Genomic DNA, 14,614 nt, shown 5'->3' on the forward strand with positions numbered 1-14,614 from the left:
GCGCCGCGGGCGTCGAAAGGGAGAACGCGCGCAGGCCGCGAGGCACGAGCGGCCGAGCACGATCGACCGTCGACGCACGCACATAGGCGCCCGGAGGCGAACCGAGCCCCGAAGAAGGGCGCCGAAGGCCGCTCACACCCGTGCCGTCGGGGGCACCTCCCACCCGGGTACGGCGGTCACCGTTCCCGGCTCGGCCGGGTGGGTGTGCGAGGGCTGCAGCACGGTGTCCGCCACGTCGAGCAGCGAGACGCCGTCGCGCACGCTGACCTCCTGGAGCCGGGCGAGCCCGTCGGCGGCGGCGCAGTCCTCACGGGCGGCGACGTAGCCGGCGGCCTGGTGGATGCGTTCCCAGCGGGCGGCCCGTGTGTCGGTCGTCCACACCGGCCGGCCGCGGCGGGAGCTGGCGTGCACCGCCCGCCAGCGCAGCAGCGCCTCCAGCGCGACGTCGGCGGCGCGCTCCGCGTGGGTGATGCGGACGTCGGTGACCGGCGCCGGCTCGGTGTAGTAGAGGCAGATCACGCCCACCGGCGTGTCGCGGATGTGCAGCGGCAGGGCCAGGGCGTGTCGGACGTCGAGGAACCCGTCGGCGGGGTCCGCCCCGGCGGGGCAGGGGTGGTCCCGTACGTCGGGGACGTAGACGGGCCGCATTTCGAGCGCGGCGCTGACCGACGGGCCGTCGGCGCGGGTGAACTGCGCCGCCTCGGCCCGCAGGGCCGACTCGTCGGTGGCGTGCAGGAGTTGCCAGTGCTCGACACGCGGCAGCAGGGACAGGGTGGCACGCTGGGCTCCCAGCGACTGTATGAACGCGGCGCAGAGACGGCTGGGCAGAGCGCGTCTCCCGACGGCCGCGGCGACCGAGACGTCGTGCACGATCGATGGTGGTACCTCCGGCGTGCTCCTCATCCCCCTCGTCTACCACCGTTCCGCACTTCCATGTGTCATCCATCGATCCGCCCTGTCCGGGGCCGCCCGCGACGGCTTGCCCCGGGCCGGACATCAGGGGGCCCGGGGCAGGGTAGTCGGGCGGTATGACTCGTTACGGGAGCAGACGACAGGGCCGGGAGCCGCTGGTCGGCACCAGGGAGTACGCCGCCGTGGTCGTGGCCCGGAACCGGCTGGGCGCCCGGACGGGGGCGGTGGAGCCGCCGTCCCCGCAGTTCACCAGTGGCGCGGCGGCGGCGTACCAGTGGGCCCTCGGCGGCACGGAACGCTCTCCGGTGACCGGCAACGGCAGCGCCGAGGGGGTTCCGGGCCTGCAGGACCTCACGGCCGAGGTGGACGCGGCCGTGGTGCAGATGGAGGACCCCACCAGCGCGGCCGGTCCGCGCGACTACCACCGTGGGGTGCACGACGCCCTCGCCTGGGTGTGCGGCCACAGCAACCATGCGCCGTGACGCTCGCCCTCCTCCCCCGTCGGCGGTGCGGACGCCCGGGCTTCGCGGACGTGCCGGCGGACGCGTTCCCCCATGGCGGGGATCCGCCCTGCTCGCAGGGGTGAACGACCCGCGTGCCGCGTGTCCTCGCGAGGGCGGCGCGGTGTTGATGGTGGCGTGAGCACCACGAACGGAACCAGTCCGATACTGTCCGGTACGACTCCGCGCGAGCCGGATCCCGTGAGAGCGCAGCCCGGTGCGGCGGCAGCGGCCCCGGGAGACGCCACGGCGACGGGGGGCACGGCGGCGGCCGGTGGCGACACCGCGCCGGGCGACATAATCGTCCACTCCTGCGCCACCCTCGGCTCCACCACCCTGGTCATCCATCTGGCGGGCGAGATCGACCGCTTCAGCGCCGGACCCCTGCGGGCGATGCTCGCCTCGGCGGCCGCGGACGGCTACCGCTCCCTCGTCCTGGACACCTCCCGCGTCACGTTCTGCGATTCGGGGTTCCTCGACGTGCTGGACCGGTGGATGCGCCGGGGCTTCCGGCTCCGGATGGAGCCGCCCTCTCCCGCCGTACGCCGTCTGCTGTGCGCCGTGGCCCTGCTGCGCGGCCGCCGCGCGCGCCGGAGCGGACCCGGCCCTTCCGCGGGGGCGCCACCGGGCCCGCCGACTCCCCGGACCGCGCCCCCTCGCCGGAGGTGGGCCGTCGCACTGAGCGCCGCGGGCCTGTCATGACGTTCGTCCTGCTGACGTGTACGCCGATGGCCGGGGCGGTCCTGCTGCTGCTCTGGAGGCCTCGCGAGCGTCGACGCGACGTCGTCGACCGGCCAACCCCGGCCGTGTCCCGGCCGTCCCGTCCGCCCCGCCGCATCGAGGTCCGGCGGCATCGCCCGCCCCTTCTCCGCGGACGGGGTGAACCCTTTCGCACCGCCTGACGTGAGACCTGGTGTGACGTACCGACCGCCCCTCGCCGGCCACCGGCCGGGGGCGGTCGGGCGTTCGCGCAGGTCACGACGAGCGTTGTATCAATGATTGAACTTCCGTTGTTCCCGGCGGAGTTGGGATGTTAGCGTCCCTGATCAGCAGTGGTTTGACCTGGACGTAACAAACGGAGCCCATGGCTCCGGCATTGGGACCATCGCTGTGGGGGGTGGAGTGGGTCCGCGTACCGTAGCCAGGCTTCTGGATTTCGAGCGTCGTGTCGTCCCCGCCGTGGACCGCATCCGAAAGGTGCGGAGCGGCCGGGAGGACGGGGACATGGACGAGGCGCTGGCCGAGCTGTGCAGAGCCGTCGAGGGCCTCGGCGGCCTCATGACGGAACATCAGATATCGGCCACGCTCGCGGATCTCGCGGCGTGGCGGAAGTCCGGCTACGCCGGGGTCCCGGACTTCGACGCGACCCGGGACGCGGTGCCCGCGCCCGAGGACGGTGAGGCGGCGGCCTTCGTCGGCCCGGTCATCCTTCCCAACAGCGACCGGCACGAGGTGAACCTGGAGGCGTTCTCGGTCGTCCGGCAGGATCCCGACAGCACGCCGTACCTCCAGTCCGTCTATCCGCACCCCAAGGCCGTGTTCCAGTCGACCCGGCTGCTGTCCGCCTCCCAGGGGCTGCGGGACGGCAACTGCGTGGTCTTCTTCCCGGAGAACATCCCGGCGGCCACGCCGTGCACCGACCAGAACTTCGCCTGGTTCTTCTTCAACCGGCACGTCGACATCTACGCCCAGACCCTGGCCATCACGGAGCGGCTGTGCGGCCCCGGATCACCGTTCGCCGGCGACGACCGGCTGGTGTCCGTCGGCCTCGACCCGGAGGACGTCTACCAGGCGCGCTGCGTCTGGGGGTACATGCACGACTACTTCCACCACACCGGCCCCCGGCCGCTCGACGAGCACCTGGCGCTGAAGACGACCTGGCGCCCCGGGCTCCTGGAGGAGCTCAAGGTCGACATGAAGTCGGCGATCGCCTGCTTCGAGGAGGATGTGCCGTTCGGTCCGGTCGTCTTCGAGTACATCGTGCTGGAACGTCTCTTCCGCTATCCCGCGCAGCCCGAACCGCTGCGCAACTTCGATGCCGGCACGGGCTTCGCCCTCGGCACCTGGCTGGCCGCGCACGGACTCTTCACCGACGACGGCCGGGGCCGGCGCGCGCTGGGCTCCAAGGCCGAGATCGTGGAGAGCGTCCGCGAACTCATCGGCCGGATCGAGGAGATCGAGCGGATCGAGGAGGACGACGCCTACCGCACGCGGGCGACCGAGTTCCTCTACGAGACGCTGCTGCGGCGGCCCGAGACCAAGCCCTACCGCTACGGCGGTCCGCTGGCACCGCTCAGTCTGTGGGGTGCCGAAGTCCATGTCCGATAAACCCGGGTCCGGTGCGTCCGGGCCGACCGACCTCCAGGACATCCTCCGCGCACCCGGCTTCTGCCGGCACTCCACCGGCCACACCGCCGTCGTGGAGTGGGACGCCGACACCGGCTGGTCCGCGCCCGCCGTCGGTCCGTACGCCACGCTCCCGCTCGACCCCGCCACCCTCGGGCTCCACTACGGCCAGGCCGTCTTCGAGGGGCTGAAGGCCTTCCGCGGCGAGGACGGATCGGTGTCGCTGTTCCGTCCGGACGACCACGGCCGGCGCCTCGCCCGCTCCGCGGAGCGGCTCGCCATGGCCGAGATGCCCGCCGACCTCTTCACCCGCGCCTGCGCGCAACTGGTCGCCGCCGCCGAGGAGTGGGTTCCCGGCGGGTACGGACAGAGCCTGTACATCCGTCCGCTGCTGCTCGCCACCGAGGCCGACCTCGGGCTCAGGCCGTCGCGACGCTACCGCTGCGTCTTCCTCGCCTATCCCGCCGATCCCTGCTTCGGGTCCGGCTTCCGGCCCCTCGCCGTCACCACCGCGACCGAGACGGTGCGCGCCGTGCGCGGCGGCACGGGCGAGTCGAAGTGCGCGGGCAACTACGCCGCGAGCCTCCTCACCCGGACGCGGGCCCAGGCCGCGGGGTACGACGAGGTCCTGTGGCTCGACGGCCTCGACCGCCGCCGGGTCGAGGAACTCAGCACCATGAACGTCTTCTTCGTCTGGCGCGACGGGGACGGCAGCCGGCTGACGACGCCTCCGTGCGAGGGGACGATCGTCCGCGGTCTCACCCGGGACTCGCTGCTCACGCTCGCCGGCGACCTCGGTCTGCCGGCCGTCCAGGAGCCCACCGCGATCGACGACGTCGTCGACGGCGTCCGCTCCGGCCGGCTGGCCGAGATGTTCGCCTGCGGCACGGCCGGCGTCGTCGTCGCCGTGGGCCGGATAGGGGCCGGCGGCGAGGACCTGACCGTGGGCGACGGCCGGGAGGGCCCGGTGACCCGGCGGCTCCGCACCGCCCTGCTGGACGTCCAGCACGGGCGTACACCGGACAAACACGGCTGGCTTCTCCGTGTCGGAGCAACCGGAGCCGCGCACGCACACGTCATACCGACGGATGCCCCACACACAGACGAGGGCGGGGGACGGAACGCATGAACGCCCGTACGGAACCCAAGGCCGACCGTGACCGGACGCTGTCGAGAGTCTCCAGAATCCACACCCTCGGCCCGACCGGGACCAACCTGGAGAAGGCCGCCCACCACTGGTTCGCCGAGCGCGGGCTCGCCGGCGCCGTCGTCCTGCACTCCGAGGTGGAGGACGGGCTCGACACCATGACCTTCGACGGCACCGAGGCCATCCTGGCCTGCGCCGTCTACCCCCGCCTCCACGACCTCGTCTTCGGCAACCTGCACCGCCTGGAGATGGTCGACAGCTTCATCCTGGACACGCACGACATGGTCCTCGCGAGCCGGCCGGGCCACACCGCGCTCGCCACGATCGTCTCCCACCCCGCGCCCAGCTGCCTGGTGGCCGACCGGGGGGCCGTCACCCTGGCGAGCAGCAACTCCCGTGCGGCCGCCCTGTGCGCGGCCGGGGAGTTCGACGCCTGCGTGACCACCGCGCGGGCGGCCGCGGCCGAGGGGCTGCGGGTGGTCGAGAACTTCGGCCCCGTCCCGATGGTCTTCACGCTGCACGCGGGCAAGACCCCCGGGGGCGGAACGGCCTGATGCCCGAGACCTCCCCGCCGGCCACGCGTCGGCGTCTGCCCGGCGCGTTCCGGGCCCTGATGGCGAGCGAGGCCGTCTCCTCGGCCGGTTCGCAGCTCACCCTGGTGGCCCTGCCCGTCCTCGCCGCGGCGGACCTGGACGCGTCCCCGTCGCAGATCGCCCTGCTCAGCGGCGCGCAGTTCGTGCCGGTCCTCCTCGTCACCCCCTTCGCGGGACGGCTGGCGGACCTGCGGGACCGTGCCCCGCTGCTGTACGCGTCCCACTTCGCGCGCGCCGTCGTCCTCGCCCTGATCGTGGCGCTGGCCGCCGGGGCCTGGCTGAACTACGCCACGCTCTTCGCGGCCGCCGTCCTGCTGGGCGCCTTCACCGCCCTGTTCGACACCTCCCTGCTCGCCTATGTGCCGGACACCGTCGAGACCGAGGATTTGACCCGCGCCAACGGCCAGTTGGCGGCGGTCAACGCCGTCTCGCAGACCGCCGGTCCCGCCGTCGGCGGCCTGGTCGTCTCCGGTCTCGGCCCGGCCGTGGCGCTCGCGCTGGACTCCGTTTCCTATCTGTTCGGCGGCGCGGCCGTACGGATGCGGCGCAAGCCGTCCCGGCACCGGGCCACCCGCGAGAACGCGGCCATCCGCGCCGGCTTCACCGCCGTCGCCGCCTCGGACCCGCTGCGCCGTCTGGTCGCGGCGGGGGCGCTGTTCAACCTGGCCGAACAGGTCGCGCTGAGCGTGCTGTTCATCGCCGTGGTGCAGGAGGCGGACCACTCCGTCACCTTCCTCGGCTTCGGCTTCAGCGCGGCGGGCGTCGGCAGCGTGATCGGCGCCCGGGCCACCGCCCGGTACGGAGGCGGCGACGGCGCCCGGTCCTGGGTGTGGGCCCTGCTGCTGTCCCAGGCGGCGCTGCTCGTCGCCCTCTGGGCGCTCGGCTCGGGCGCCTGGGGCGCGGCGGTCTTCATGGCGGGCATGCTCGTGTACGGCGCGGCCATCGCTTACTACAACGTGCACTCCCTGACCCGGCGGCAGATCGTGTCCCCCGAGGGGATGCTGGGCCGGGTCAACGCCGTGTACCGCACCTTCGCCTTCGGGACCATCCCCATCGGCGCGGGTGTCGCCGCCCTGCTGCTGCTCTTCACCAGCGCCCCGACGGCGGCCACCCTGGTCGCGGTGCTGAGCGTCGCCGCCACCTGGATCCTCGCCAAGGGGAGCTACACGACCGAGAGGCGGGACGAGGCATGGACCGGACGATGACGGCGGTCACGGTCGGGGAGCGGGCGAGGCTCGGCGACCCGGGGAGCGAGGAGGCCTGGCTCGACGAGGGCGGCTTCTACACCTCGCGGCGCTGGACGGTCTCCCAGGAGGGCGACCGCGGCTTCCGCACCGCCTATCTGGTGGGGCGGGACGAGGCGACCGGACGGACGGACGGTCTGGTCCCCTTCCACACGGTCTCCGGGGGCGACAGCAATCCGCTCTACAACGAGGCGACCCTGCTCGGCGGCGCCCCGGCCGTCCAGGTCCTCGCGGGGTCGCGCACCGGGTACGACAACCGGGTGCTGCTGCGTCCGGGGCTGTCCGACGCGGACCGCGGCCGGCTCATGACCGCGCTGTGCGACCGCCTCCTGGAGCGGGCCGATGAGCAGGGCGCCCGGCACGTCTCCTGGTGGTACCTGCCGGAGCGGGAGGCGCGTGAGCTGGCCGCGCTGCCCGGTTTCGCCACCGTCGCCACGCCCTGCCCGCCCAGCGCGTCGGTCCGGCCGCGCGGCGCGAGCTTCGACGAGCACGTGGCCGCCCTGCCCGCCTCGCGCCGTTCCCTGGTCCGCCGCGACCTCAAGCGGCTGGCCGGGGGCGGCTACCGCTCCCGGAGCGTGACCGCCGACCCGGCGGCGCTGGAGGCCTACGCGCCGCTCGTGGTCCAGGTGCAGGCGCGGCACGGCGAGGAGCTCGACGAGGAGGGCGCGGTCCGCTACCTCCGCCGCTGTCTGAGCATCGGCTCCGGCGACGACGTGGTGATCACCGAGGTGCTCGCCTCGGACGGCCGGACGGCCGCGTTCGCGCTCGGCATCGTCCACGGCCGGACCCTGTACATGCGGGTGTTCGGCTGCGACTACGCCGCCGGGCACGGCACCCACGGCGAGTACTTCGAGGCGACCGTGTACGGGCCGCTGCGGCTGGCCATGGAGCGGAGGCTGGACGCCGTCCACCTGGGCGTCACGTCGTACCGGGCGAAGTCGCTGCGGGGCGCCGAACTCCGTCCCCGGCGAGCGGTGCTGATGGCCCGTTCGGATCAGGACCTGCCCGCCCCCGCACCCGACTGGAGCTTCCTCGGGGACGACGAGCGGTTCCTCGCAGGAGCGTCTTCGGAGGTCATCCCGTGCTGATCGTCGTCCAGCCCCTGTCGGCCGGGGTCCGTCTCGCCTCACGGATGGTCCGGGCCGGCGTCCCGTGTCTGATCCCCACCCAGTTCCCCGACCTGCTGCCCCCCGAGGTCACGGCCGGCGCGACCGTCGTGGACTGGCATCCCGGGCAGGGGCTGCCCGGTCTGCTGCGCCGCGTCGAGGAGTCCGGGGCCCGGCCGACGGGCGTCGTCGCCGGCTTCGAGTACGTGGTGCAGCACAGTGCCGAGCTGGCCAGGGAGCTGGGGCTCCCGGCGCTCGGCCCGGAGGCGGCCGAGGCGGTGCGGCAGAAGGACGTCATGCGCCGGTGGTGCGCGGAGCGGGGCATCGCCTTCCCGCGCTCGGTGCCGGTGCCGCCGGAGGCGGACGGCCCCTGCCCGCTGCCGTTCCCGGTGGTGGTCAAGCCGGTCGACTGCGGCGGGAGTCTGCTGGTGAGCCTGTGCCGGAACCAGGAGGAGTACGACCGCGCCCGCGCGTCCGTGCACACGCCAGGCGAGGTGAGGTTCCATCCCGACCCGCGGCGGATCGCCCTGGTCGAGGAGTACGTCGAGGGTCCGGAGTTCTCCCTCGACGGCTGGGTGGACGGCGACGGGCCGCATCTGGCCAGTGTGACGACCAAGTTCCTCTCGGAGCCGCCCCGCTTCTTCGAGATGGGGCACATCGCCACCGCGCCGGAGCACTCGCCGCACGGTGAGGCGCTGACGGAGTTCACCCGGAGCGTCGTGGCGGCGTTCGAGCTGTCCGTCGGCCCGTTCCACATCGAGACCCGGATCGACCGCGACCGGGGGCCGGTGCTGATCGAGGTCGGCGCCCGGCTGGCCGGCGACAACATCCCCGAACTGGTCCTGGCCGGGCCGGGGGTGGACCTGTGCGCCGCCACGGCCGACGCCGCCCGCGGCCTGCGCCACCGGCGCGGTCCGGTGTCCGGGGTCAGCGCGGGCCTCGCCTTCGTGACCACCGACCGGCCGGGGTCGTACGCCGGGACGCTCTCCGGTCTCGAACCCTTCACCGGGGCGCCCGAGTTCCGGGACCTCGTCCCGGAGGCGGAGCCGGGAGCGGTGCTCGACCCGGACGACATCTTCTCCAACAGGGTGGCCCGCATCCACTTCGAGGGGGACCTGGACCGGGTCGAGCGCCTCGTCGCCGCGGTCCTCGAAGACGTGAAGGTCGACATCGAGGGAGTCGGCCTCAAGGACAAGGAAGGTGTCCGCGCATGAGCAACGAACTGGTCGTCACACCGACGACCGCACCCCGTCCCCGGCCGGAGGGGGACGCGTCCGGCGGGGCGAGCCTCACCGACCACGCGTTCTTCATGCGGACCGGGAAGCGCCGCACCTGGCAGGGGCTGACCGTCGGCGACCGCGACGGGATCCCGGCCCTGCGGCCCACGGCCGGCGCCGTGCACGGCGGGCAGGTCGTCGTGGACGGGTTCCGGGCCCACCGGATGACGGACGGGACGATCGCCGTGTTCCGCCCCGACAGCCACATCAAGCGGCTCAACAACGGAGCCCGCAGGCTGGCGCTCCCGCTGGTCGACTTCGACCGGGTGTGGAGCTCCGTACGCGCCCTGCTGGAGCTCGACGGGGGCTGGCTGGCGGAGCGGCCGGGCGCCGCCCTGGACCTGCGGGCGGTGCTCGCCGCCGACGGGACGTCCCTGACGGCCGGTCCCGCCGACGACTGCCTGTTCTACGTCCTGGCGGCCGTGCCGGACCCCGCCCGCCCGGCCGGCCGGCCGATACGGGCGATGACGGTGGACGGCTATGTCCGCGCCTGGCCCGGCGGCACCGGCGACGTCCAGGCCGCAGGCACCCTCGCGGCGGGCGTGGTGCCGGGTGAGATCGCCGCCAACTACGGCTACGACCGGGTGCTGTGGCTCGACGGGCCGCAGGGCCGCTTCGTCCAGCAGATCGGTGGCGCGAACGCCTTCTTCGTGATCGACGGCGTCCTGACCACCCCGCTGCTCGACCGCTCCGTGCTGCCGGGGGTCACCCGTGACTCCGTCGTGAAGCTCGCGCGCGACGCGGGGACGAAGGTCGTCGAGCGTCCGGTGGAGCTGGCCGAGGTGCTCAAGGGCATCGCGGACGGCACGGTCACCGAGTGCTTCGCCACCTCGACCGAGACCGGGGTGGCGCCGGTGACCTCGCTCGGCCACCAGGGCGAGGAGTACCGGTTCGCGGGCGAGGAGGCCGGTCCGGTGACCGCGCGCTTCCGCGACCTCCTCGACGGCATCCACCGGGGCGGGGCCGTCGACCGCTTCGGCTGGATGCGCCGGGTGACCGAGGTCGCGCCGGTCCACGCGTGAGGGCGTCACACCCCCTGTGACACGAGCTGCGCCACGGGCGCCGGGAACATCGAGCGCGGAGGTACCGAGAACATGGCGTACGTCGTCACCGACGAATGCATCGGCTGCAAGTACACGGACTGTGTGGACGTCTGCCCCGTGAGCTGTTTCCACGAGGGGCCGGACATGCTCTACATCAACCCCGAGGAATGCATCGACTGCAACGCGTGCGTCGCCGAGTGCCCGCCCGAGGCCATCTGGGCGGACGTCGACCTGCCGGAGGACAAGCTCCGGTGGATCGAGATCAACGGAGAGATGTGCGAGCGGTACCCGGTGCTCGACGAGAGCCGGGGTCCCAAGGGACAGCCCTCCGTCCAGCCTTCCTGACCAGAGAGGGAACCGAGGTCATGACGACCCCCGTCGAGAACCCCTTCATGCTCGGGCTGGACTCGAACTTCTATCTGAAGGACGAGTTCGAGAGCCCCGAGAAGCGCACCAACGTCACCTGGTTCTACCCCAAGATCTGCGGCTTCCAGGACGCCCTCGACGACGAGGCGAAGAAGGCGGAGTACTTCTCCTTCCTGGACCGCCAGTCCCACCCGGAGCAGACCGACATCCTGCTCTACTTCCACATCCCGTTCTGCGAGGCGTTCTGCAACTTCTGCGCGTGCTTCAAGGAGTCCGCGGCGAAGTACCAGGGCGAGCGGCAGAAGCGTTTCGTCAAGGCGATGGTGCGGGAGATCGAGCGCAACGCGCGCTCGAAGTACTTCGCCGGCACGAAGATCAAGTACGTCCAGTTCGGCGGCGGCACCCCGTCCGCGCTGGAGCAGGAGTCCATGGCGGACATCCTGGAGGCCGTGCACCGCGAGTTCGACCTGAGCGAGGTCGACGGCATCTCCCTGGAGGGCAGCCCGCTGGGCCTCTCCAAGGACGGCTACATCGAGATGCTGAAGTCACTGGGCATCACCCGCATCTCCTTCGGCGTGCAGACGCTCGACCCGGAGATACGCAAGAAGCTCACCATCAAGGCCACCGTCGAGCAGGTGCACCAGACGGCCGAGAACATCCGCAAGGCCGGCATCCGCACCTTCGCCCTGGACCTGATGTACAACCTCCCGGGCCAGGACGACGAGGTCCTCGCGCGGGACCTGGAAGGCATCTGCGCCGAGCTGCGGCCCAGCTTCGTCCAGACGTACCGCTTCAACCAGTGGGAGGGCACGCGGCTCGACCAGCAGATCCGCGCGGGCAAGGTCGCCGACGTCAAGCCGTCGGGCAGCATCGAGCGGGTCCAGTACCGCCAGATCAAGGACGGTCTCGCCGCCTACGGCTACGACAAGCAGCTCCTGATCAACTTCTTCACCCATCTCGACGACCCGGGCGAGATCGGCCTCAACCACGCCTGTGGCGGCAACGGTTACCGCGCCAGCTACACCCTGGGCATCGGCCCGGCCGCCGAGAACTACATGGGCGAGCGCAGCTACCGCAACCACACCGACGTCGAGCGGTGGATGCGTGACGTGGAGGCCGGTGTCCTGCCGATCGAGCAGGGCCGGATCTGCAGCGAGGACGAGGTCGAGAACCGCGTCATGGTCTTCTTCCCGGTCTTCGGCACCGTCCGCAAGGAGGACGTCGCCAACTTCGAGAAGTACCGCCGTGAGGTCGACTGGCTGGTCGAGGGCGGCTACGCCGTGGAGACCGACGAGGAGCTGACCTTGACGGAGGTCGGCCGGGAGAACGCGGGGAACATCGCGTTCCTCTTCTACTCCGACGAGGAGAAGGCCCGCGCCCGCCGCACGATGTACCTCTCGCTGAAGAACAAGCGCAACCCGTTCCACCAGGACCAGCAGAACATCCCGCGGACCCCGCTCTTCCTGCAGACCCGTCCCAAGACGCAGGACGAGAACACCGCGGCCCCCGAGAGGAGCTGAACCGAGGGTGAGTGGCCGCAAGACCCAGGCGGAGATCGAGGACGACCTGCGCAAGGTCATCGCCGAGATCTTCCCGCACCAGCAGGTCGAGCTGACCTCCGGCACCCCGCTCTTCAACGGCGGGCTGTCGCTGAACTCGACCCAGATGATCGAGCTGACCCTCGGGTTCGAGACGTTCTACGACATCGAACTCGAGCCGGAGCTGCTGACGGTGGAGAACTTCGCGACCCTGGGCTCCCTGTCCGGGCTCCTGGAGGAGCTCCTCGACGACGAGGTGTCCCCTGTCTGAGATCGCCACGGGGCCGTCCGGCACCCGCTCGCCGGCGGACCTGCGGATCGTCCTGATCCACGGGAACGCCGGGGCGAGCGTCGAGGGCATCTGGTTCCCGTACCTGCGACGGGAGCTGGAGGCCCTCGGCCACCGGGTGGTGGCCGAGACGTTCCCCGACCCCATCAAGGGCCGCATGCGGTACTGGCTGCCGTACCTCACCGAGGAGATCCGCCCGGACGAGAACACGGTGATCGTCGGGCACTCGTCCGGGGCGCTGACCGCGTTCCGGTACGCGGAGACGGCGCCCCTGCTCGGCACCTTCGCCGTGGCGGGGCACCACACCGACTGCGGCTTCGAACTGGAGCGGCGCAGCGGGTTCTTCGACCGGCCCTGGGACTGGGGCGCGATCCGGCGCAACCAGCGCTTCATCGCGCAGTTCCACTCCAAGGACGACCCCTGGGTTCCCCTGTCGGTCGCCGAGGAGCTGCACGCACTGGCCGGCAGCGAGCTCACCGTCCTGGACGGCATGGGCCACTTCGGGTCGTACGAACAACGCATGGACACCTTCCCCGAGCTGCTGGACGCGATCCGGCGACGGCTGGAGGACCCTTGGACCTGGCGGGAGGACGGATGAACGGGGACGGCGGCGACGGCCGGGACGGCGGGCGCGGGGACGGGCGCGGCCTGCGCCTGGCGGACGAGATCCTGGAACGCCGGAGCGGCAGCGACGCCACGGCCGTGGTCGACCTCGCCACCCGCGAGGAGGTCTCCTACCGCACCCTGGCGCGACGGACCCAGGCGCTCGCCGACCTCCTCGCCCGGCTCGGCGTCGGCCGGGGCGACACCGTCGCCCTCCTCATGGACAAGTCCGTCGCCTCGGTGACGGCCATGTGGGCCACGCTGCGGCTGGGGGCCCGCTACGTCCCGGTGGACGAGTCGCTGCCCGCGGCGCGGGTCGCGCTGCTGCTCGGCCTGTGCGGGCCCGCCGTGACGCTGGTCCACCCCGGCCACCGCGCCCTGCTCGACGGCGCGCCCGCCGGCACCGTGGTGACCGTCGGCCGGGACCTGCCGGACGGGCCCGCGGGCGAGCGGTGGGACCCCGCCGCCGAGACCGGTCTCCGCCCCGCGGACCCGGCCGGCCGGAGCCCGCACGACCACGCGTACACCGTCTTCACCTCGGGGTCGACCGGCTCCCCCAAGGGCGTCGTGATCAGCCACCGCTCCCTGTGCGCGCTGCTCGAAGGCGTGCAGGAGGTGGTCGGCTTCGAGGACGGCATGCGCTTCCTCAATGTGGCGCCGCTCTTCTTCGACGCCTCGGTCGTCGACCTCTGGTCGACCTTCCTGGTCGGCGGCACCGTCCATCTGCTGCCCCGGCTGCGCATGCCCACGCAGATCACCCGGGCCTGCGAGGAGTGGCGGATCACCGACACCCTGCTGGTGCCGTCGGTGATCCGGATGCTGGTGGGCCGCTTCAGCGACGCCGGGCGCCGGGACCTGTCCTCGCTGCGGAGGCTGTGGTTCGGCGGCGAGTCCTGTCCCCTGTCGGTGCTGCGCGCGTTCGCCGCCGTGGCGCCCGGGCTGACGTACGTACACGGCTACGGTCCGACCGAGACCACGCACAGCGCGACCCTGTTCCTCACCGACGACCCCGGCGGGCACGACGAGGAGTTCCTGCCGATCGGCACTCCCCTGCCGTCGGTCGACGTCCTCGTCGTCGACGACGATCTCCGGCCGGTTCCGGACGGGGAGACGGGGGAACTCCTCATCGGCGGCCCGCAGGTGATGGTCGGCTACTGCGGCGAGCCGGAACGCACCGAGCGGGCTCTCGTCGTGCCGCCGGACTCGGCCGGAGGCCGCTACTACCGCTCCGGCGACTACGTCCGCCGCCGGGCGGACGGGGCCCTGGTGTTCCTGGGCCGGCGCGACGACGCCCTGAAGATCAACGGCAATCTCGTCCACCTGTCCGAGGTGGAGGCGGCGACGCTCGCCCTGGGGTGGGTGACGGACTGCTGCGCGGTCCCGGCCGAGCACCCGCTGACGGGGAAGGCGATCACCCTCTTCGTCCTCGGCCGGCGGGACGGGGCCGGGCCGGACGCGTCCGGCCCGGACGAGGCGGAACTCCGCCGCGAACTGGCCCTGCGGCTGCCCGACTACATGCTCCCGGCCCGGATCGACTTCCTGGCCGAGGGGGGCGTGCATCTGACGCCGTCCGGCAAGCTCGACCGGAACCGACTGCGCGCGCTCGCGCACCGGTGAGGCGAGGCGGACGCGTGCGGGGAGGACGAGTGG

Annotated in this window: 15 protein-coding genes; 14 read left to right on the forward strand and 1 reads right to left on the reverse strand. The window is 72.4% G+C overall.

Annotated features, from left to right (window positions below):
- Positions 1 to 132: 132 nt before the first annotated feature.
- Positions 133 to 870 (reverse strand): GAF domain-containing protein, encoded by a 738-nt coding sequence (locus ACFZBD_RS08625; protein ID WP_391137708.1) that lies wholly within the window; start codon positions 868 to 870, stop codon positions 133 to 135.
- Between the two features lie 158 nt (positions 871 to 1,028).
- Here ACFZBD_RS08625 and ACFZBD_RS08630 point away from each other — a divergent pair, with 158 nt between their 5' ends.
- The 14 genes from ACFZBD_RS08630 to ACFZBD_RS08695 all read left to right on the forward strand — a co-directional run bounded on the left by ACFZBD_RS08630 (position 1,029) and on the right by ACFZBD_RS08695 (position 14,581).
- A complete protein-coding gene (locus tag ACFZBD_RS08630) occupies positions 1,029 to 1,394 on the forward strand; it encodes a hypothetical protein (protein WP_391137711.1) in 366 nt (121 codons plus the stop codon).
- Positions 1,395 to 1,613: 219 nt separating this feature from the next.
- Positions 1,614 to 2,114, forward strand: coding sequence for an STAS domain-containing protein (locus ACFZBD_RS08635; RefSeq protein WP_391137714.1), 501 nt, complete (start codon positions 1,614 to 1,616; stop codon positions 2,112 to 2,114).
- A gap of 477 nt (positions 2,115 to 2,591) precedes the next feature.
- Positions 2,592 to 3,740, forward strand: coding sequence for a DUF6421 family protein (locus ACFZBD_RS08640; protein WP_391137719.1), 1,149 nt, complete (start codon positions 2,592 to 2,594; stop codon positions 3,738 to 3,740).
- Positions 3,730 to 4,887: a branched-chain amino acid aminotransferase gene (locus ACFZBD_RS08645; RefSeq protein ID WP_391137722.1), complete on the forward strand. Its 1,158-nt coding sequence runs from the start codon at positions 3,730 to 3,732 to the stop codon at positions 4,885 to 4,887. Before ACFZBD_RS08640 ends, ACFZBD_RS08645 begins: the two co-directional genes overlap by 11 nt.
- A complete protein-coding gene (locus ACFZBD_RS08650; protein WP_391137725.1) occupies positions 4,884 to 5,459 on the forward strand; it encodes a bacilysin biosynthesis protein BacA in 576 nt (191 codons plus the stop codon). The genes ACFZBD_RS08645 and ACFZBD_RS08650 overlap by 4 nt, the downstream gene beginning before the upstream one ends.
- Positions 5,459 to 6,703: an MFS transporter gene (locus ACFZBD_RS08655; protein ID WP_391137728.1), complete on the forward strand. Its 1,245-nt coding sequence runs from the start codon at positions 5,459 to 5,461 to the stop codon at positions 6,701 to 6,703. The genes ACFZBD_RS08650 and ACFZBD_RS08655 overlap by 1 nt, the downstream gene beginning before the upstream one ends.
- A complete protein-coding gene (locus ACFZBD_RS08660) occupies positions 6,688 to 7,830 on the forward strand; it encodes a GNAT family N-acetyltransferase (protein WP_391137732.1) in 1,143 nt (380 codons plus the stop codon). Before ACFZBD_RS08655 ends, ACFZBD_RS08660 begins: the two co-directional genes overlap by 16 nt.
- Positions 7,824 to 9,062, forward strand: coding sequence for an ATP-grasp domain-containing protein (locus ACFZBD_RS08665; RefSeq protein WP_391137735.1), 1,239 nt, complete (start codon positions 7,824 to 7,826; stop codon positions 9,060 to 9,062). Before ACFZBD_RS08660 ends, ACFZBD_RS08665 begins: the two co-directional genes overlap by 7 nt.
- The gene (locus ACFZBD_RS08670) at positions 9,059 to 10,147 is read left to right on the forward strand and encodes an aminotransferase class IV (protein ID WP_391137738.1); all 1,089 of its coding nucleotides are present in this window, start codon (positions 9,059 to 9,061) and stop codon (positions 10,145 to 10,147) included. Before ACFZBD_RS08665 ends, ACFZBD_RS08670 begins: the two co-directional genes overlap by 4 nt.
- A 72-nt stretch (positions 10,148 to 10,219) precedes the next feature.
- Positions 10,220 to 10,513: a 4Fe-4S dicluster domain-containing protein gene (locus tag ACFZBD_RS08675; RefSeq protein ID WP_391137741.1), complete on the forward strand. Its 294-nt coding sequence runs from the start codon at positions 10,220 to 10,222 to the stop codon at positions 10,511 to 10,513.
- 20 nt (positions 10,514 to 10,533) lie between these two features.
- Entirely contained in the window at positions 10,534 to 12,054 is a 1,521-nt protein-coding gene (locus ACFZBD_RS08680; RefSeq protein WP_391137744.1) for a radical SAM protein, read from the forward strand.
- Between the two features lie 7 nt (positions 12,055 to 12,061).
- Positions 12,062 to 12,343 (forward strand): acyl carrier protein, encoded by a 282-nt coding sequence (locus ACFZBD_RS08685; RefSeq protein WP_391137747.1) that lies wholly within the window; start codon positions 12,062 to 12,064, stop codon positions 12,341 to 12,343.
- Positions 12,344 to 12,398: 55 nt separating this feature from the next.
- Positions 12,399 to 12,959 (forward strand): alpha/beta hydrolase, encoded by a 561-nt coding sequence (locus ACFZBD_RS08690; protein WP_391138542.1) that lies wholly within the window; start codon positions 12,399 to 12,401, stop codon positions 12,957 to 12,959.
- A complete protein-coding gene (locus tag ACFZBD_RS08695; protein ID WP_391137750.1) occupies positions 12,956 to 14,581 on the forward strand; it encodes an amino acid adenylation domain-containing protein in 1,626 nt (541 codons plus the stop codon). The genes ACFZBD_RS08690 and ACFZBD_RS08695 overlap by 4 nt, the downstream gene beginning before the upstream one ends.
- Positions 14,582 to 14,614 lie beyond the last annotated feature (33 nt).

This window comes from Streptomyces sp. NPDC008121 (assembly GCF_042957155.1).
Lineage (GTDB): Bacteria > Actinomycetota > Actinomycetes > Streptomycetales > Streptomycetaceae > Streptomyces.